General features: G+C 70.8%; 15 protein-coding genes. 9 read left to right on the top strand and 6 right to left on the bottom strand.

Features of this window, described 5'->3' with window-relative positions:
- Both QNO11_RS09845 and gnd read right to left on the bottom strand, forming a co-directional pair.
- Positions 1-399 (bottom strand): VanZ family protein, encoded by a 399-nt coding sequence (locus QNO11_RS09845; RefSeq protein WP_257508447.1) that lies wholly within the window; start codon positions 397-399, stop codon positions 1-3.
- Between the two features lie 41 nt (positions 400-440).
- Entirely contained in the window at positions 441-1,889 is a 1,449-nt protein-coding gene (gene gnd / locus QNO11_RS09840; RefSeq protein WP_257508448.1) for an NADP-dependent phosphogluconate dehydrogenase, read from the bottom strand.
- A gap of 59 nt (positions 1,890-1,948) precedes the next feature.
- Between gnd and QNO11_RS09835 the strand changes: the two genes are divergently transcribed.
- Entirely contained in the window at positions 1,949-2,467 is a 519-nt protein-coding gene (locus QNO11_RS09835; RefSeq protein ID WP_257508449.1) for a gluconokinase, read from the top strand.
- A gap of 12 nt (positions 2,468-2,479) precedes the next feature.
- Here the strand turns inward: QNO11_RS09835 and QNO11_RS09830 are convergent, their stop codons facing one another.
- Entirely contained in the window at positions 2,480-2,602 is a 123-nt protein-coding gene (locus QNO11_RS09830; RefSeq protein ID WP_257508450.1) for a hypothetical protein, read from the bottom strand.
- A 212-nt stretch (positions 2,603-2,814) separates the two neighbouring features.
- Between QNO11_RS09830 and QNO11_RS09825 the strand changes: the two genes are divergently transcribed.
- Both QNO11_RS09825 and pth read left to right on the top strand, forming a co-directional pair.
- Complete coding sequence (locus QNO11_RS09825) at positions 2,815-3,453, top strand: 50S ribosomal protein L25/general stress protein Ctc (RefSeq protein ID WP_257508451.1); 639 nt, start codon at positions 2,815-2,817, stop codon at positions 3,451-3,453.
- 78 nt (positions 3,454-3,531) lie between these two features.
- Complete coding sequence (gene pth, locus QNO11_RS09820; protein WP_257508452.1) at positions 3,532-4,116, top strand: aminoacyl-tRNA hydrolase; 585 nt, start codon at positions 3,532-3,534, stop codon at positions 4,114-4,116.
- Positions 4,117-4,243: 127 nt separating this feature from the next.
- Here pth and QNO11_RS09815 read toward each other — a convergent pair whose 3' ends face one another.
- Complete coding sequence (locus QNO11_RS09815) at positions 4,244-4,750, bottom strand: hypothetical protein (protein ID WP_257508453.1); 507 nt, start codon at positions 4,748-4,750, stop codon at positions 4,244-4,246.
- A 50-nt stretch (positions 4,751-4,800) separates the two neighbouring features.
- Between QNO11_RS09815 and mfd the strand changes: the two genes are divergently transcribed.
- Together mfd and QNO11_RS09805 are read left to right on the top strand one after the other, a co-directional pair.
- Positions 4,801-8,415 (top strand): transcription-repair coupling factor, encoded by a 3,615-nt coding sequence (gene mfd / locus QNO11_RS09810; protein WP_257508454.1) that lies wholly within the window; start codon positions 4,801-4,803, stop codon positions 8,413-8,415.
- A 62-nt stretch (positions 8,416-8,477) separates the two neighbouring features.
- Positions 8,478-8,663 carry a DUF1918 domain-containing protein gene (locus QNO11_RS09805; RefSeq protein WP_257508455.1) on the top strand — a complete coding sequence of 62 codons (186 nt, stop codon included), beginning with the start codon at positions 8,478-8,480 and terminating at the stop codon, positions 8,661-8,663.
- 108 nt (positions 8,664-8,771) lie between these two features.
- Here QNO11_RS09805 and gdhA read toward each other — a convergent pair whose 3' ends face one another.
- On the bottom strand, positions 8,772-10,130 hold the full coding sequence (gdhA, locus tag QNO11_RS09800) for an NADP-specific glutamate dehydrogenase (protein WP_257508456.1): 1,359 nt from the start codon (positions 10,128-10,130) through the stop codon (positions 8,772-8,774).
- A 149-nt stretch (positions 10,131-10,279) separates the two neighbouring features.
- Between gdhA and QNO11_RS09795 the strand changes: the two genes are divergently transcribed.
- Positions 10,280-10,879 carry a gamma carbonic anhydrase family protein gene (locus QNO11_RS09795; protein WP_257508457.1) on the top strand — a complete coding sequence of 200 codons (600 nt, stop codon included), beginning with the start codon at positions 10,280-10,282 and terminating at the stop codon, positions 10,877-10,879.
- Between the two features lie 6 nt (positions 10,880-10,885).
- Here QNO11_RS09795 and QNO11_RS09790 read toward each other — a convergent pair whose 3' ends face one another.
- Complete coding sequence (locus tag QNO11_RS09790; protein ID WP_257508458.1) at positions 10,886-13,555, bottom strand: phosphoenolpyruvate carboxylase; 2,670 nt, start codon at positions 13,553-13,555, stop codon at positions 10,886-10,888.
- 139 nt (positions 13,556-13,694) lie between these two features.
- On the opposite strand from QNO11_RS09790, the gene QNO11_RS09785 reads away from it, so the two are divergent.
- Genes QNO11_RS09785 through hisS form a run of 3 tightly spaced genes read left to right on the top strand, consistent with a single transcriptional unit; the run spans position 13,695 to position 16,795 of the window.
- The gene (locus QNO11_RS09785; RefSeq protein WP_257508459.1) at positions 13,695-14,843 is read left to right on the top strand and encodes a Na+/H+ antiporter NhaA; all 1,149 of its coding nucleotides are present in this window, start codon (positions 13,695-13,697) and stop codon (positions 14,841-14,843) included.
- Positions 14,810-15,484: a MazG nucleotide pyrophosphohydrolase domain-containing protein gene (locus tag QNO11_RS09780; protein ID WP_257508460.1), complete on the top strand. Its 675-nt coding sequence runs from the start codon at positions 14,810-14,812 to the stop codon at positions 15,482-15,484. The genes QNO11_RS09785 and QNO11_RS09780 overlap by 34 nt, the downstream gene beginning before the upstream one ends.
- Positions 15,485-15,523: 39 nt before the next feature.
- Complete coding sequence (hisS, locus tag QNO11_RS09775; RefSeq protein WP_257508757.1) at positions 15,524-16,795, top strand: histidine--tRNA ligase; 1,272 nt, start codon at positions 15,524-15,526, stop codon at positions 16,793-16,795.
- Positions 16,796-16,848: the final 53 nt, after the last annotated feature.

Here is a 16,848-nt window from a genome sequence, read left to right as displayed (position 1 = left end):
TTACCGGCGGGGAGTGCGGGGACGCACCAGCGCCGCAAGAAGGGCGGCGGCCAGCGTGGCGCCGAGGGTGTTCGCGGCCAGGTCCCGCGGGTCGGGGTACCGCTCGGGCAGGGCCAGCGCCTGGGTCGCCTCGATGCCGGCGCTCAGCGCCAGTCCCACCAGCAGGGCCAGCCACCAGCGGCGCGGGCCGGTCCACAGCACCCACAGCACGCCCGCCGGCACGAACATCACGACGTTGGCGGTGAATTCCAGCACCGGGTAGGTCAGCCACGTCGTCAGCGGGGAGCCGGCGAACCAGTCGGCCAGATCGCGCAGCCCGCCGCCGGCGGCCTCGGGCTGCGGGCCGAGCGTCAGCGACGCGACCCACCCCAGATAGACGACCGAAGCCGCCGCGAGCACCCAGCGCCCGCGGCGGCTTCGAACGGGAAGCCGTGGCTTCGTCAGTGGGTGTCCTCGGCTTCGATCTCGCTACGGTCGCCCGACCACTGTGTGTGGAACGTACCCGGCTTGTCGATGCGCTTGTACGTGTGCGCACCGAAGAAGTCGCGCTGCCCCTGGATGAGCGCGGCGGGGAGGCGGTCGGCACGCAGCCCGTCGTAGTACGCCAGCGACGACGAGAACGCAGGTGCCGGGATGCCGGCGGTCGCCGCCGTGGCGACGATGCGGCGCCAGGCATCCTGCGCCCGGCCCAGCGCATCGACGAAGTACGGTGCGCTCAGCAGCACCGGCAGCTCGGGGGAGGCGGCGTAGGCGTCGGAGATGCGGTTGAGGAACTGCGCGCGGATGATGCATCCGCCGCGCCAGATCTTCGCGATCGCACCCAGATCGATGGCCCAGTCGTACTCGGCCGCGCCGGCGCGGATCTCGTCGAATCCCTGGCTGTACGCGACGATCTTCGAGGCGTAGAGCGCCAGGCGCACGTCCTCGATGAACGCGTCGGTGTCCTCGACGCTCAGCTCCTCCGATGCGCCGGGGAGGTCGCGGGACACCGCGCGCTGCTCCGGGTGGCTCGACAGCGACCGGGCGAAGACCGCCTCAGCGATCCCCGACACCGGGGTGCCGAGGTTCAGAGCGGTCTGCACGGTCCATGCCCCGGTGCCCTTGGCGCCGGCCTGGTCGAGGATGACGTCGACGAGCGGCTCGCCGGTGGCGGCATCCGTCTGACGCAGCACCTCGGCGGTGATCTCGATCAGGTACGACTCCAGCTCGCCGCGGTTCCACTCGGCGAACACGTCGGCGATCTCGGCCGGGGACTTGCCGGTGCCGCGACGGATCAGGTCGTACGCCTCGGCGATCAGCTGCATGTCGGCGTACTCGATGCCGTTGTGCACCATCTTCACGAAGTGGCCGGCACCGTCGTGGCCGACGTGGGTCACGCACGGCTCGCCCTCGGCGACAGCGGCGATCGAGCGCAGGATCGGGCCGAGGGTGAGCCACGACTCATCCGACCCGCCGGGCATGATCGAGGGACCGGTCAGGGCTCCCTCCTCGCCGCCGGAGATGCCGGCGCCGACGAAGTTGATGCCGGTTTCGCGCACCGCTTTCTCGCGGCGGATGGTGTCGGTGAAGAGGGCGTTGCCGCCGTCGACGATGATGTCGCCCGGTTCGAAGACCTCGGTCAGCGCGGTGATCACGGCATCCGTGCCCGCGCCGGCTTTGACCATGATGATCGCGGTACGCGGCTTCTGCAGCGACGCCGCGAACTCGTCATAGGAGAAGGTCGGCACGAAGCCGGCCTCGGGGTGGGCGGTGACCAGCTCGTCGGTCTTGGACCGGGAGCGGTTGAACACCGCCACCGTGTTGCCCTCACGCGAAGCCAGGTTGCGGGCGAGGTTCGATCCCATCACCGCAAGTCCCACCACACCGATGTTCGCCACTGCCTCGGTCACACGCACTCCTGTCGTCGGTGTGTTCCAGCCTAGAGTCTGGCGTTGCTACTGTGCTCATCGTGACCGAACCCGCCGTGCCGCTGCCGCCACTGGTGGTCATGGGCGTCTCCGGAAGCGGCAAGTCCACGATCGGCTCCCTGTTGGGGCAGCGCACCGGAGTGCCGTTCATCGACGGGGACGCGCTGCATCCGGCATCCAACGTCGCCAAGATGGCCGCGGGGGAGCCGCTGGATGACGACGACCGGTGGCCGTGGCTGCAGGCGATCGGTCACGCCATCGCCGACGGCGTCGAGGTGGGGTCGCCCACGATCGTCGCGTGCTCCGCGCTCAAGCGCCGTTACCGCGACGCGTTGCGCGCGGCAGTGCCGGAACTGCGGTTCGCGCTGCTGACCAGTTCGCGGGACGTCCTGGACGGGCGGGTGCGCGGCCGCGGCGACCACTTCATGCCGGCGACGCTGCTGGACAGCCAGCTGGACGCACTCGAACCGCTCGAGCCCGACGAGGCGGGTGTGATCGTCGACAACACCGGGGATCCCGAGGAGGTCGTGGCGCGGATCGTCCGGGCTTTCGCCCGCTGAACCGCGCTCGGCTCAGCGCTTGCCGTAGCCCTGGCGGCCCATCGACCACAGTGCGCCGACGGCGCCGATGGTGGTCGCGACAGTCATGGCGCCGACGAGCCACAGCAGTGCCTGCGAGATAAAGCCGTATTCCATGGGGTCCTCCGTCGGCGTGGGCGAGCGTTTTCATGGTACCTGGGTCGCTGGTAGACTCGACACCGAACTTCGGCGAGGGATGCAGCGCGCACTGCGCACAAGCATCCGTGATCGACGCGGTGATGCAGGCCTTGCGGCTTTCCTCACGCCCATGCGTTCGAGTCGAACCACAGACCCAGATCTGGGCTGAACAGCCCGCAAGGAGAATCACCATGTCGACTGAGACCGACACCAAGGTCACCGCATCCAAGCGCGAGAATTTCGGTAAGGGCTTCGCCCGCCGTCTGCGCGCATCCGGCCAGATCCCCGCCGTCATCTACGGGCACGGCACCGACCCGGTGCACGTCGCACTGCCCGGCCACCAGATGCTGCTGCTCATCCGCCGCGCGAACGCGGTGCTCGAGCTCGACGTCGACGGCAAGCAGCAGCTCACGCTGGTCAAGGACGTGCAGAAGGACCCGGTGACCCAGATCATCGAGCACATCGACCTGCTCGTGGTGAAGAAGGGCGAGAAGATCGAGGTCGACGTGCCCGTCACCCTGCTCGGCGAGCCCTTCCCCGGCACCATCGCGAACCTCGACGCCGTGAGCATCCTGCTCCAGGTCGAGGCCACCCACATCCCGCAGCACATCGAGGTCGACGTCGAGGGCCTCGAGGAAGGCACGCACATCACCGCGGCCGACCTGAAGCTGCCCAAGGGCGCGACGCTGGTTGCCGACCCCGAGACGCTCATCGTGGCGATCTCGGTTCCGGCATCCACCCTTGCCGCCGTCGACGAGATCGAGGCTGCCGACGAGGCCGTCGCCGAGGAGCAGTCGGACGAGGCCGAGGCCGAGGCCGAGTCCGAGTAAGACACTCTTCATGGCGAGGGGGCGCGGATTCCGCGCCCCCTCGCTGTATCACCGGGACGCTCGGGCAGGATGGAAGACATGGCGCAGACCTGGCTGGTGGTGGGGCTCGGTAACCCCGGACCCCGCTACGAGATGACCCGACACAACATCGGGCAGCTCGTCGTCGACGAACTCGCCGCCCGGCGTTCGGAGACCTTCCGTGCGCACAAGGCGGGTGCCCGAGCGGTCGAGACGTGGCTGCGGCCGGGGGCGGACAAGCTCGTACTGGCCAAGCCGAACAGCTTCATGAACGTCTCCGGCGGACCCGTCGCCGGACTCGCGTCGTACTACGACGTGCCGCCGGAGCGGGTCGTGGTCGTCCACGACGAACTGGACATCCCCTTCGACACGATCAAGCTGAAGATCGGTGGCGGCAACGGCGGTCACAACGGCGTCCGCGATGTGGCGAAGGCACTCGACACCCCCGACTTCCCGCGGGTGCGGGTCGGGATCGGCCGGCCGACCGGTCGCCAGGATGCCGCGGACTGGGTGCTCGACCCGTTCGGCCCGACCGAGCGCAAGACGCTGCCGATCCTGGTGTCGGATGCCGCCGACGCCGTCGAGCAGCTGGTGGCCGAGGGCCTCCTCGCCGCCCAGCAGCGCCACCACGCCCCCCGCGAGTGAGTATTCGTGCCCGCGAGTGAGTATTCACGCCCTTGAGTGAGTATTCGCGCCCTCGAGTGAGTATTCGCGTGAGTACTCACTCGGCGACGTGAATACTCACTCGGCGGCGTGAATACTCACTCGGGAGTCAGGCGAAGGGGCGGGCTCCGCCGACGCTGAGCGCGGCCACGACGGCGACGCAGAACACGACCGGGCCCGCCGCGGCGATGACCACGGCGGCGATGCTCACACCGCGACCCCGCTGCTGGACCATCGCGATGATCCCCTGCACCAGCGCCCACACCCCGAGCGCCGTGCCGATCCAGAAGCTCAGCTCGCCGGCCATCACCGCCCCGCGCGCGGGGGCGAGGGCCGACCAGTCGAACGCGCCGGACGGACTGGCGAGCATCGCCGCGGCGAGGACCTCCGCGATCCGCAGTCCCGCGACCGCGGCGACGATCGACGCGCCCACGGTCGCCAGCAGCGCCAGCACGAGAGCCACGATTCCCAGGGTCGCCGGGCGCTGCGGTGCCGGGCCGGGGGCGGATGCCGGGTACACCGCACCCGGCGAGGCGTACGGTCCGGTGTAGGGCGGGGGGACGACGGGCGGCGTCGGAAATCCGGGACGCGTCGCGGGGGCGGGTTGGTCGCTCACGGCCCCATCCTACGAGCGCCCGTGTCAGCGGCCGCACGTAGACTCGTAGGGTGACAGTTCCCGGGATCGTGCGCGCCCTCATGCAGGCCGAGTCCTTCCGGGAGGCGGTGGAATCGGCATCCGTCGACACCGACTTCTCGATCGTGGAGGGTCTCGGCGCCCCGCTGCTGGCAGGGCTCATCGAGCGCCGCCGTGAGGCGGGAAAGCCCGCCGCGCTGCTGGCCATCGCCCCGACCGGCCGCCGCGCGGAATCCCTCGGCACCGCCCTGGGTGAGCTCCTCCCCGGCGCCGTGGTGCACCACTTCCCGGCGTGGGAGACGCTGCCGCACGAGCGACTCAGCCCCAGCGCCGAGACCGTCGGTCAGCGCCTGGCCGTGCTGCGCGACATCGCCGCGTGGGACGGCGCCGTGCCGCTGGTCATCACCGCGTCGGTGCGCAGCGCCGTGCAGCCCATTGCGGCAGGTCTGGCCGATGTCGAGCCGGTGCACCTGATCGCCGGTGGTCGCGGTCACGATCTCACCGATGTCTCCCGGCGACTCGTGGAGCTGGCCTACCACCGCGTGGACATGGTGTCGCGCCGCGGCGAGTTCGCCGTCCGCGGTGGCATCCTCGATGTGTTCCCGCCGGTGGCCGACCACCCCTACCGCGTCGAGTTCTTCGGCGACGAAGTCGACCAGATCCGCGCGTTCTCGGTGGCCGACCAGCGTTCGCTGCCCGGCGAGGTGCGCGAGGTGTCGCTGATCCCGAGCCGCGAACTGCTGCTGACCGACGCGGTGCGCGAACGCGCCCGCGGCCTCGCCGGACAGTACCCCGGTCTGGCCGGCATGCTCGAGAAGATGGCGCAGGGCATCCCCGCCGAGGGCATGGAGTCGCTGCTGCCGGTGCTCGTCGACGAGATCGTCACGCTGGTGGACTATCTGCCTGCCGGCACCGCCGCCGCCCTGGTGGATCCGGAACGCTCCGTCACCCGGGCGATGACCCTCGGCGACACCAACCGCGAATTCCTCGAGGCGGCGTGGAGCGCCGCGACCGCCGGCGCTGACAGCCCCGTCGACCTCGGCGCGGGGGACTTCCTCACGCTGCCGCAGCTGGAGCAGGTCACCCGTGACCGCGGCGGGGTGTGGTGGACGCTCAGCGCCTTCGACTCCGGTGCGGTGGATGCCGCGGCCGAAGGGCTCGTCGACGTCGATGTCGCGCTGCAGGATGCCGCGGTCAAGCGGGTCGACGCGCGGTCGGTGCCCTCGTTCCACGGCAACGTGGACGGGGCGACGACCCACATCGGCACCCTGCTGGCCGACGGCTGGCGCGTCGTGGTCGCCGCCTCCGGCACCGGGCTCGTCGAGCGAGCCCGCGACGTCATGGCCGAGCGGGGGATCGCCGCCCGAGAGGTCGTCGACGTCCACGCGGTCCCGGAACCCGGGATCGCGCTGACTGTCGTGTCGCGGCTGGAGCGCGGGTTCGAAGTGCCCGATGCCAAGCTGGCGGTGCTGACGGAGTCGGAGTTCTACGGCCGCACGATCGGCAGTGACGGCCGGGTGGTCAAGAAGCTCGCCTCGCGTCGGCGCAACGTCGTGGACCCGCTGCAGCTGAAGGCCGGCGATTACGTCGTGCACACCACGCACGGCATCGGCAAGTTCGTCGAGCTGGTGCAGCGGGAGGTCTCCAGCGGCGGGCGCAAGGCGGTCAAGACCCAGCGCGAGTACCTGGTGCTGGAGTACGCCCCCTCCAAGCGCGGCTTCCCGGGCGACAAGCTGTACGTACCCACCGACCAGCTCGACATGCTGTCGCGCTACGTCGGCGGTGAGGCGCCGACCCTGTCGAAGATGGGCGGCAGCGACTGGGCCCAAGCCAAGGGCAAGGCCCGCCGGGCGGTGCGTGACATCGCGGTGGAGCTGGTGAAGCTCTACTCGGCTCGGATGGCGGCGAAGGGCCACGCGTTCGGGCCCGATACCCCGTGGCAGCGTGAGCTGGAGGAGGCGTTCCCGTTCGCAGAGACCCCCGACCAGCTGCAGACGATCGATGAGATCAAGGCCGACATGGAAAAGCCGGTCCCGATGGACCGGCTGCTGTCCGGCGACGTCGGCTTCGGCAAGACCGAGGTGGCCGTCCGTGCCGCGTTCAAGGCCATCCAGGACGGCAAGCAGGTCGCGATGCTGGTGCCGACGACGCTGCTGGTCAAGCAGCACATCGAGACGTTCACGGAGCGGTTCGCCGGATTCCCGGTGAAGGTGCGCCCGCTGTCGCGGTTCCAGACCGACAAGGAAGCACGCGAGACCGTCGCGGGTCTGCTGGACGGCACCGTCGACCTCGTCATCGGCACCCACCGCATCCTCACCGAAGGTGTGATCTTCAAGGACCTCGGGCTGCTGATCATCGACGAGGAGCAGCGGTTCGGCGTCGAGCACAAGGACCAGCTGAAGAAACTCAAGACCAACGTCGACATCCTGGCGATGAGCGCGACGCCCATCCCTCGTACGCTCGAGATGGCTGTCGCCGGCATCCGGGAGATGTCGACGCTGCAGACCCCGCCGGAGGACCGGCATCCGATCCTCACGTACGTCGGAGCGCGCAGCGACAAGCAGATCGCCGCCGCGATCCGCCGCGAGCTGCTGCGCGAAGGGCAGATCTTCTACGTGCACAACCGGGTGTCGTCGATCCAGCGGGTCGCGGCACACCTGGCCGAGCTCGTCCCGGAGGCACGCATCGCCGTCGCGCACGGCCAGATGGGGGAGCACGCCCTCGAGAAGGTCGTGGACGACTTCTGGGAGCGTCGCGCTGATGTGCTGGTGTCCACGACGATCATCGAGACCGGGCTGGACATCGCCAACGCCAACACGATCATCATCGACCGCGCCGACAAGTATGGCCTCAGCCAGCTGCACCAGTTGCGCGGCCGCGTCGGGCGAGCGCGCGAGCGCGCCTACGCCTACTTCCTCTACGACGAGCAGAAGCCGCTGAGCGAGACGGCCGCCGACCGGCTGGAGACCATCGCGGTCAACAACGACCTGGGCTCGGGCATGCAGGTGGCGCTGAAGGACCTCGAGCTGCGCGGCGCGGGTAACCTGCTCGGTGCCGAGCAGGCCGGGCACATCGCCGGGGTCGGGTTCGACCTGTACCTGCGCATGATCGGCGAGGCCGTCGCATCCTTCCGCGGCGAGGACGTCGAGGGCGGCACCGAGCTGCGCCTCGAGCTGCCGGTGCAGGCGCGCATCCCGGAGTCGTACATCGACAGCGAGCGACTGCGCCTGGAGGCCTACCAGAAGCTGTCCGCCGCGGCGTCCGCCTCGGCCAAGGACGACGCGATCGACCTCGTCATCGAGGAGCTGACCGACCGGTACGGCGAGCTCCCGCCGGAGACGGAAGGTCTGTTCGCGGTGGCGCGGCTGCGTCGCCGGGCCGCGCAGTCCGGGCTCACCGACGTCGTCGCGATGGGTCCGAACCTGCGGATCGCCCCCGCGCACCTGCCGGATTCGCTTCGGGTGCGCCTGCAGCGGCTGTACCCGAAGGGCAAGATCCTCGCCGGCGGCGAGGCGATGGTGGTGCCGCTGCCGACGGCCGGCGGCGAACAGGTCGCCGATCGCGACCTCATCGCGTGGGCGGCGGACGTGCTGAACCAGTTCTTCCCGCTGCCGGCACCCGACGACAAGGCCGCACCGCCGGCCTGATCGGGCACCCCCTCGCATCCGCCGCCGTGGCGTCGTACCGTGGCGGCAGGAGGTGGTCGACGATGAAGACCGCAGTGGGGGATCGCATCCGCATCCATGGCCGCACGGTGGGGGCTCCCGAGCGTCAGGGCGTCGTGAAGGAGGTCCACGGAACCGACGCATCGCCGCTGTTGACCGTCATGTTCGACGACGGTCACGAGACGATCCTCGCGCCGGGGGCGGACTGCGAGATCACGCACGCGGACTGAGGCCCCGGCACCCCTCCGCAGAACAGGAAGACTCCCGGCAACAGGACGATTCCGGCCGAAACGTCCTGTAGCGCGGAGTTCTCCTGTGTCGGTGAGACGCCGGTGGGCTTAGATGACGCCCTGGGCCAGCATCGCGTGGGCCACCCGCTCGAAGCCGGCGGAGTTCGCCCCGACCACGTAGTCGCCGGGTCTGCCGTACTGCTCCGCCGCCTGGAACGCCGCGTCGTGCACGCCCTTCATGATGGCGTGGAGCTTGCGCTCGCTGTCGGCGAAGCTCCAGCGCTGCCGCGCGGCATTCTGGCTCATCTCCAGTGCCGACGTGGCCACACCGCCGGCGTTGGCGGCCTTGCCGGGGCCGAACAGCACGCCGGCCTGCTGGAACGCGGCCACCGCACCCGGCGTCGAGGGCATGTTGGCGCCCTCGGCCACGGCACGCACGCCGTTCGCGATGAGCGCGCGGGCGTCGTCCTCGTCGAGCTCGTTCTGCGTCGCCGAGGGGATGGCGATGTCCACTGGCACCTCCCACGGGCGCCGATCCGGCACGAACCGTGCGCCGGGGCGCTGCGCGGCGTAGGCGAAGATGCGCTCGCGGTCGATCTCCTTCACCTGGCGCAGCAGCGCCAGATCGATGCCGGCGTCGTCGACGACGTACCCCGACGAGTCCGACGCCGTCACCGGGATCGCGCCCAGCTGGTGGGCCTTGTCGATCGCGTAGAGCGCGACGTTGCCGGAGCCGGAGACGGCGACGCGCTTGCCGTCGAGGGAGTCGCCCTTCACCGCCAGCATCTCCTGCGTGAAGAACACCGCGCCGTAGCCGGTGGCCTCGGTGCGCACTTCGGCGCCGCCCCACTGCACGCCCTTGCCGGTGAACATGCCCGACTCGTGGCGGTTGGTGATCTTGCGGTACTGGCCGAAGAGGTAGCCGATCTCCCGGGCGCCCACGCCGATGTCGCCGGCGGGCACGTCGGTGTGCTCACCCAGGTGCCGGTACAACTCGCTCATGAAGGCCTGGCAGAACCGCATGATCTCGGCATCCGACCGCCCGTGCGGGTTGAAGTCGCTGCCGCCCTTGGCGCCGCCGATGCCCTGACCGGTCAGGGCGTTCTTGAAAATCTGCTCGAAGCCGAGGAACTTGATGATCGACAGGTTCACCGACGGGTGGAACCGCAGGCCGCCCTTGTACGGCCCCAGCACCGAGGAGAACTGCACTCGGAACCCGCGGTTCACCTGCAGCCGACCGGCGTCGTCGACCCACGGCACGCGGAACAGGATCTGCCGCTCCGGTTCGACGATGCGCTCCAGGATGCCGCCGTCGACGAACTGCGGATGCCGCTCGAGCACGGGAACGATGGACGAGAGTACCTCGTGCACCGCCTGCAGGAACTCGGGTTCGTGCGGGTTGCGCGATACGACGGTGTCGTACACGTCGCTGACGGGGGCGGGAAGGGCGACGAGGGTTTCGGGCACGGTGGAGCTTTCTGGCCGACGGGTGAGGCAGGGCCGCGTGTGTCGGCCCGCTCCACTTTAGCGGCGGAATCTGGACGCTCGACGCGTACCGCGGCGGCCCCCTACGCTGGCGGGGAGAGCGCGCCCCGTCGCGCTCACCAGGAGGCGACGTGCGGTTCGAGCACCTCGGGGCCCAGCCCCGCATCCACCCCGACGCGCAGGTCGCGCCCACGGCGGTCATCAGCGGCGACGTGCACATCGGGCCTGATTGCCAGATCCTGCACGGTGCCGTCCTCACCTCCGAGGGCGGTCCGCTCACCCTCGGTGCGCATGTGATCGTGATGGAGAACGCGCTGGTGCGGGCGACGTCGACCAACGCCGTGCACATCGGCGATCACACCCTCGTCGGCCCGATGGCGAGCATTTCGGGCGCGACGATCGGGGAGGAGGTCTTCCTGGCCACCGGCACCCGGGTCTTCAACGGCGCACGCGTCGGCTCCCGTAGCGAAGTGCGCATCAACGCCGTCGTGCACCTGCGCACCGTGCTGCCGGAGCGCTCGGTCGTCCCGATCGGCTGGGTCGCGGTGGGCGACCCGGCGCGCATCCTCTCACCCGACCGGCACGAGGAGATCTGGGCGCTGCAGCAGGAGCTGGACTTCCCCGGCTACGTCTTCGGGCTCGACCGTGACACCCCCGACCTCATGGCGCAGCTCACCGAGCGGTATGCCCGCTCGCTCGCCCGCCACGAGCACGACCGCCGCGTGGTCTGAGCCGGCTCACCCGGTGTTCTGCAGGCCAGCCGCCACGCCGGACACCGACAGCAGCAGCAGGTGACGGTTGTCGGCACCGTCCGCCTCGGACAGCCGGTCGTCGCGCAGTGCCCGCAGCGCCCGCAGCTGCAGCAGCGACAGCGCGTCGACGTACGGGCTGCGCATCTTCACCGCACGCTGCAGCACCGGCTTGTTGCCCAGCAGGCCGCCGCCGGTCAGGCGCTGGACCCAGTCCCGCGTGAGCGTCATCTCCGCCACCACGAGTTCGGCCAGGTCCGGCCGGTCACCCAGCTGCAGGTACTCCCGCGCGATGCGGGTGTCGGCCTTGGCGAGGCTCATCGCGACATTGTCCACGAGAGTGCGCAGCAGCGGCCAGCGCGCGTAGGCGCCGCGCAGCAGCTCCTCGTCGCCCACGGCCTCCAGCGCCGAGCCGAGCCCGAACCAGCCGGCCAGGTTGATGCGCGCCTGCGTCCACGCGAACACCCAGGGGATCGCCCGGAGATCCTCGAGGGACTCCACCGACAGTCCACGGCGGGCCGGGCGTGACCCGAGGGCGAGCAGCCCCACCTCTTCCATCGGCGTGACGGTGGCGAACCACGATGCGAAACCGTCGGCTTTCACGAGCGAGAAGAACCGCTCGCGTGAGGCGGCATCCATCGTCGCCGCGACATCGGCGTACTCGGCGGCGGCGGCGCTGTTGCGCTGCTCGATGGAGGGGGCGGATGCCAGCAGCACCGCCGCGGCGACCTGGTCGATGTGACGCATCGCGATGGCGGGGTCGCCGTAGCGGGCGAAGATCACCTCACCCTGCTCGGTGAGCTTGAACCGGCCGTCCACCGAATGCGGCGGCTGGGCGAGGATCGCCGAGTTCGCGGGGCCGCCGCCGCGACCGAGCGCACCGCCGCGGCCGTGGAACAGGGTCAGCTCGATGCGGCTCTCCCGCGCCCACGCGGCGATCTTCGCCTGCGCCTCGTAGAGGGCCAGGTTCGCCGCGACCGGTCCGACGTCCTTCGACGAGTCGGAGTAGCCGAGCATGACCTCCAGGCGCCTTCCGGTGGCATCCAGCCGTGCCCGGAACTCGGGGTGTTCGACGATCTCGGCCAGCACCGCGGGCGCTGCCTGAAGGTCGGCGAAGGTCTCGAACAGCGGGATGACGTCCAGCACCGGGGGAGTGCCCGCAGGTCCGACGGCGTGCCGGGCCAGCCGGTGCACGTTGGCGAGGTCCTCGGCGGTGCGCGTGAAGGACACGATGTAGCGGCCTGCGGCACGCACGCCGTAGCGCTCCTGCACGAACGCGACGGCGCGGAAGGTGTCGAGCACCTCTTCGGCCTCTTCGCTGCGTGCGTCGCCCGCCTCGAGCTCGGCGAGTACGCGGGCGTGGATGTCGGAGTGCTGGCGCACCTCGAGCTCGGCCAGGTGGAAGCCGTAGGTCTCGACCTGCCAGATCAGCTGCTGCAGCGACCCGTATGCCTGGCGGGCAGCCCGGCCCTGCACGAGGGAGTCCTGCAGGATGCGCAGGTCGGCCAGCAGCTGCTCCGGGTCGCCGTAGGCGAGGTCGGCGTTGCGGGCGCCGGTCGCGGCGATGCGGCGGGCGATCAGCAGCAGTACGCGGCGGTGCGGCTCGGCGGGGGAGCGCTTGGCGATCTCGGCCGCGGCGTCCTCGTCGGCTGCCCGCAGGCGATGCCACAGGGCGATGAGGTCGTCGCTGGGCGGGGTGGTCGCGGCATCCAGCGTCAGGCTGCGGCCGATGCGGTTCGCGGCGCGTTCCAGCCCCAGCAGCACGTGCTCGCTCGCGATCGCGGCGGCCTTGCGGGTGACGGACGCCGTGACGAACGGGTTGCCGTCCCTGTCGCCGCCGACCCACGTGCCCAGGCGCACGAACGGCGCGACCACCGGAGGACGCCCGCCCGCGAGCGGGCCCTGCAGTGCGTCGTCGATGCGGCGGTACACCTGCGGGACGGCGGTGAACAGGGTGTCGTCGAAGACGGCCATCACGGCACGCACCTCGTCGGTGGGGGCGGGTTTCTCGGCGCGCAGCGGGGCGGTGCGCCAGAGCGTATCGATCTCCTCCAGCATGCGGCGCTCGACGCGGCGGCGGTCGGCGCCCTCGGGCAGGGTCGTGTCGTGCTCGCCAAGCAGGTCGGCCAGGCGACGGATGCCGGTGGACACCGCGCGACGACGCGCCTCGGTGGGGTGGGCGGTGAAGACCGGGTGGAACCGCAGCGCCTGCAGCCGGGACAGCGCCGCGTCGTCGCCGATCTCCTCGGCCAGTCGCCCGAAGGCCGCCGCGACGGAATCGACCGCGCTCTCGCGCTGCGGGCTCGCGTCACGTTCGCGCAGGATCCGCACCCGCTGGTGCTCCTCGGCGAGATTCACGAGGTGGAAGTACACCGTGAAGGCCCGTGCGACCTCTTCGGCGCGGGCCAGCGGCAGCTCCTCGGCGATCGCCGCGGCGCGCTCGTGGGCCTGGTCGGTCTCGTCGGTGTAGGCCTGGATCGTCGCGGTGCGCAGTCGCTCGACGTCGTCGTAGAGTCCCGGCGTGCCGCTCTCGCGCAGCACGTCGCCCAGCAGTCCGCCCAGCAGACGCACGTCGGCGCGCATCTGCTCGGGCAGTTCTTGACCGGCTTCGAAACGGCCGACGAGATCGATGGCCTCGGTGGGGGTGACATCACGCATGCCCTCAACGCTACGCGGCGAGGGAGCAGGCCACGTCCGGCACCCGGGTCGGTACGATGGGTCTCGGTGCGCCGGGAAGTCTGGTCGGCACGTCCCCGGATGTGGGGACGGACGCCCCTACCCGACCCCGGGAGGTCCCATGTCTCTGCTGCGCTCCGCACGATTCCCGGCGATCGTGCTGCTGCTGGCCGCCGTCGCCGGCGTGGTCATCGCGAATTCCGCATGGGCGGATGCCGCGACAGCGGTGAAGAACGCTCCGCTGGGCATCCCGGGCGTGTGGGAGCTGTCGGTGGGTCACTGGATCCAGGACGGACTGCTGGCGGTGTTCTTCTTCGTCGTCGCCGTGGAGCTGCAGTTCGAACTCACCCAGGGCGAGCTGAACTCGGCGCGCCGCGCCCTGCAGCCGGCGATCGCCGCCGCCGGGGGAGTGCTGGTGCCCATCGCGCTGTACCTGCTGATCGCCGGAGGCGCGGTGACGCGGGATGGCTGGCCCATCCCCACCGCCACCGACATCGCCTTCGCCCTCGGGGTGCTGGCGGTCTTCGGCACCGGGCTGCCCGCCGGCATCCGGGTCTTCCTCCTCGCTCTGGCGATCCTGGACGACATCGTGGGGATCGTCTTCATCGCGGTGCTGTTCACCGCCGACGTGGACTGGGGCATGCTCGCAGTAGCCCTGGTGTCGGTCGTGCTGTTCGCGGTGCTCAGCCGCCAGCTCGACACGCGGGCGCGGGTGCCGATCGCCATCGCGCTGGTGCTCCTCGCGGTGGCCACCTGGGTTTTCGTCCACGAATCCGGCGTGCACGCCACGATCGCCGGCGTCGCGCTGGGCTTGGCTATGGCCCAGCGCCCCGCGCTGCGGGTGCGGCACGCCTTGGAACCCTGGGTCAACGCCGTCGTGCTGCCCCTGTTCGCGCTGTCCGCCGCACTCGTGGCGATCCCCGCCGTCTCCGACGGCGCGCTGTCGCCGGCGTTCTGGGGGGTGGCCGTGGCGTTGCCGGTGGGCAAGATCGTCGGCATCGTGGCCGCCGGTGCCCTCGCGCAACGGATGATCGCTCAGCCGGGTGCGCCGCGGCTGCCGCTGGCCGACCTGCTTGCGGCGGGCGCGCTGGGCGGGATCGGCTTCACGGTGTCGCTGCTGCTGAGCGAACTGGCCTTCGCCGGGGATGCCGCCACCCGCGACCAGGCGACGCTGGGGGTGCTCGCCGGTTCGGTGGTCTCGCTCGCGCTCGCCGCCGGGCTCGTATCCTGGCGGGCATGGCACTACAGGCGGCAGACGGTGACGGCGTGACCGGGACGGACGCGCTGCGCGAGGCGGCACAGACGATGCGGGCAGTGCGCGATCGGTGCGTGTGGACGCAGCAGATCGACCACCGCGCGCTCGTGCCGTATCTGGTGGAAGAAGCCGCCGAGCTGGTGGATGCCGTCGAGGCGGGGTCCCGCGCGGACCTCCGCGAGGAACTCGGTGATCTGCTGTGGCAGGTGCTGTTCCACGCCGAGATCGCCTCGCGGGATGACTCGGACCCCTTCGACATCGACGACGTGGCACGGGAGCTGACGGCGAAGATGGTCCGGCGGCATCCGCACGTCTTCGCCGGGGCGGTCGCGACCACGCCCGAAGAGGTGCTCGTGCACTGGAACGCCGCCAAGGCGGCCGAGAAACACGCCCGCACCAGCGTGCTCGACGGAGTGTCCCCCCACATGCCCTCGCTCGCTCTGGCGCAGAAGCTGCTGGGAAAGGCCGCGTCCGTCGGCGTCACGCCCACCCCCGCGACGACCGCCCCGACCGACGAGGCAGAGCTCGGCGACGCCCTCCTGGCGCTGGTGGCCACCGCCCGCGCGCAGGGCTGGGACGCCGAACGGGCCCTGCGGGAACGACTGCGCACGCTGGAGGCCGATGTCCGCGCGGCCGAGCAGCCGCCGGCTTCCTGAGAGAATCGTTCCGTGGCATCCGTCAATCCGCCGCGCGGCATGCGCGACTTCCTCCCCGCAGACAAGTCCCGTCGCGAGCGTGTGCTCGCCGTGATCCGTGAGCGCTACCGCGCGCATGGGTTCGACGAGATCGAGACCCCCGTCATGGAGGAGTACGGCCGGCTGCACGCCGGCATCGGCGGCGACAACGAGAAGCTCGCCTTCAATGTGCTCAAACGGGGACTTGATGCCGCTGCGCTCGCCGCCGCCGCAGACCAGTCGACCCTCGATGTCGCCGCGCTGGCGGATCTGGGGCTGCGCTACGACCTCACCGTGCCCCTGGCCCGCTTCTACGCCAGCCACCGCGCGGAGCTTCCCACCGTGTTCCGGTCGATCCAGATCGCCCCGGTATGGCGCGCGGAGCGCCCGCAGAAGGGGCGCTACCGGCAGTTCATGCAGTGCGACATCGACGTCATCGGCGACGCCACGCCGCGCGCCGAGGCCGAACTCATCGTCGCGAGCCTGGACACCCTCGACGCGCTCGGGCTCGAGGGCGGCACGATCCGCATCAACGACCGCCGCGCGCTGGACGCGATGCTCGACGTCTTCGGCTTTGCCCCCGACGAGCGCCCCGGCGTGCTCATCACGATCGACAAGCTCGACAAGATCGGCCCCGAGGGAGTGGCCGCGGAGTTGCGCGACCGCGGCGCGACGCCTGCCGCGGTCGACGCGTTCGCGGAGTTCCTGGGTCGGCCGCAGACCCTCGAATACCACCCGTACGGCGAGCGTCAGATCCGCAAGGCACTGCCGGCCGGCATCGCCGACGAGGTCGTGGCGCACCTGGTGACTCTCGGTGAGACCGTCGCGGCGGCGCGTGGCGACGCCGCGGACATCCCGCTGGTGTTCGACCCGTTCCTGGTGCGGGGGATGGGCTACTACACCGGCACGATCTTCGAGCTCGCCCACCCCAGCGTCGGCTACTCGCTGGGTGGCGGCGGCCGCTACGACGGCATGATCGGCCGGTTCCTCGGCCAGGACGTGCCGGCCGTCGGGTTCTCGATCGGCTTCGAGCGGATCGTCGACCTCGTCTCGGGTGCCGACGAAGCGGACGGCTCCGCCGTCGTGCTGGTGCACGACCGGGACGTGCCGATGACGCAGCTGCTGGCGCTGAAGGCCCGGCTGGTCGCCGGCGGCTCCCGGGTGCGGCTGGAACAGCGCACCAAGAACCTCAAGGCGCTGCTGGAGCGCGCCGCTGCGGACGGCTACACCTCGTTCGCGACGGTGTCCGCCGCAACGACGGCGGCCGAGCTGGAACTCAAGCCGCTGAACTGACCTCGCCGGGATCGCGACGAGCCCCGCCGAGCCGGGTGGCTGAGGGTCACGCC

This window comes from Microbacterium sp. zg-B96 (assembly GCF_030246865.1).
GTDB lineage: Bacteria > Actinomycetota > Actinomycetes > Actinomycetales > Microbacteriaceae > Microbacterium.
The sequence above is the reverse complement of the archived record's forward strand: the minus strand, read 5'-3'. Positions and strand labels throughout refer to the sequence as shown.

What these genes read in the sequence shown, in the direction of transcription:
- QNO11_RS09780 (WP_257508460.1), top strand. Translation starts at nt 14,810, where the DNA reads ATGGCACTACAGGCGGCAGACGGTGACGGCGTGACCGGGACGGACGCG.
- QNO11_RS09785 (WP_257508459.1), top strand. Translation starts at nt 13,695, where the DNA reads ATGTCTCTGCTGCGCTCCGCACGATTCCCGGCGATCGTGCTGCTGCTG.
- QNO11_RS09825 (WP_257508451.1), top strand. Translation starts at nt 2,815, where the DNA reads ATGTCGACTGAGACCGACACCAAGGTCACCGCATCCAAGCGCGAGAAT.
- pth (WP_257508452.1), top strand. Translation starts at nt 3,532, where the DNA reads ATGGCGCAGACCTGGCTGGTGGTGGGGCTCGGTAACCCCGGACCCCGC.
- hisS (WP_257508757.1), top strand. Translation starts at nt 15,524, where the DNA reads ATGCGCGACTTCCTCCCCGCAGACAAGTCCCGTCGCGAGCGTGTGCTC.
- QNO11_RS09790 (WP_257508458.1), bottom strand. Translation starts at nt 13,555, where the DNA reads ATGCGTGATGTCACCCCCACCGAGGCCATCGATCTCGTCGGCCGTTTC.
- QNO11_RS09805 (WP_257508455.1), top strand. Translation starts at nt 8,478, where the DNA reads ATGAAGACCGCAGTGGGGGATCGCATCCGCATCCATGGCCGCACGGTG.
- QNO11_RS09830 (WP_257508450.1), bottom strand. Translation starts at nt 2,602, where the DNA reads ATGGAATACGGCTTTATCTCGCAGGCACTGCTGTGGCTCGTCGGCGCC.